We start from the raw sequence: 1,130 nt of genomic DNA, 5'->3' as shown, positions 1-1,130 counted from the left end.
GACTGCTCGGTGCAGCGCCGCCACCAGAAGGTCGTCGAGATCGCCCCGGCGCCGCGCCTGGACGAGGCACTGCGCGCGCTGCTGCCGGAGCTGGCTCTGGCCGGGGATGCCGACGCCCGCCGCGCACTCATCGAGGAGGTTTACCTCCCCCTGCGCAACGCCGGCACCCCACTGCTGGAGACCGCGGGCGCGTACCTGGATTTCGGTTCGTCGCTGGAGGCCACGGCCAGGGCGCTCTACCTTCACACGAACACGGTCCGGTATCGGCTGCGCAAGGCCGCCGAGGTCTGCGGGCTCGATCCGGTCGATCACCGCGAGCGCTTCATCCTGCATGTCGCCCTCGTTCTGGGCCGGCTCGACGGTACGTTATCTACAGGGAGATCATGATCGACTTCATCGTCACGGAACCGGTCGGAGCGTGTGCCAGGCCCGTCACAACTAGCCACCTCACTGGCCTGTCGCCCGAAACCCGGCCGATACGCACAGCGGGAACGAACCCCCGCCGGAGCCACCTCTTTTTGTAGGGCACCTACAACACCGGGTCGGCACATCGGTGAGTGGCCGCCAGCGACAAGGACTCCCCTCGAAGGGTTAGGTAGAGACGTGCTTGCGATCCTCGCGCCTGGACAGGGTGCACAGACCCCCGGACAGCTCCGTGCGTGGAGCGGCCTCCCCGGGGCGGAGGACAGGCTGCGCTGGTGGTCGGCCGCGGCCGGCATCGATCTGCTGGAGGTCGGCTGCGAGGCACCCGCCGAGACCATTCGCGACACCGCGATCGCCCAGCCGCTGATCGTCGCCAGCGGGCTGCTCGCCGCCGAGCAGCTCGGGCTGACGATCACCACACCCGTCGGGACCGACTCCCTGGTCCTCGCCGGCCACAGCGTCGGCGAGATCACCGCCGCCGCGCTCACCGGCGTCCTGTCGGCCGAGCAGGCGCTGGTCCTCGTGGCGCTGCGGGGCCGCGCGATGGCCGAGGCGTCCGCCCAGGCGCAGACGGGAATGACCGCCCTGCTCGGCGGGGACCCGGACGCCGTCACCGCTCGGCTGGATGAGCTGGGCCTGACCGCCGCGAACCGCAACGGCGCCGGCCAGATCGTCGCCGCCGGCACCGCGGCGGACCTCGCCCGGCT

Annotated in this window: 2 protein-coding genes; both read left to right on the top strand. The window is 71.2% G+C overall.

Annotation, left to right across the window (positions count from 1 at the left end; all coding sequences use genetic code 11):
* Positions 1–387, top strand: a 387-nt coding sequence (locus MXD58_RS25180) for a PucR family transcriptional regulator (protein WP_250610132.1), incomplete at its 5' end; no start/stop codon positions are given.
* A 216-nt stretch (positions 388–603) separates the two neighbouring features.
* Positions 604–1,130, top strand: a 527-nt coding sequence (locus MXD58_RS25175) for an ACP S-malonyltransferase (protein ID WP_250610130.1), incomplete at its 3' end; no start/stop codon positions are given.

Origin of the sequence: Frankia sp. AgKG'84/4 (assembly GCF_023242965.2) — a bacterium.
GTDB lineage: Bacteria > Actinomycetota > Actinomycetes > Frankiales > Frankiaceae > Frankia.
This window is presented reverse-complemented; position numbering and strand designations above follow the sequence as displayed.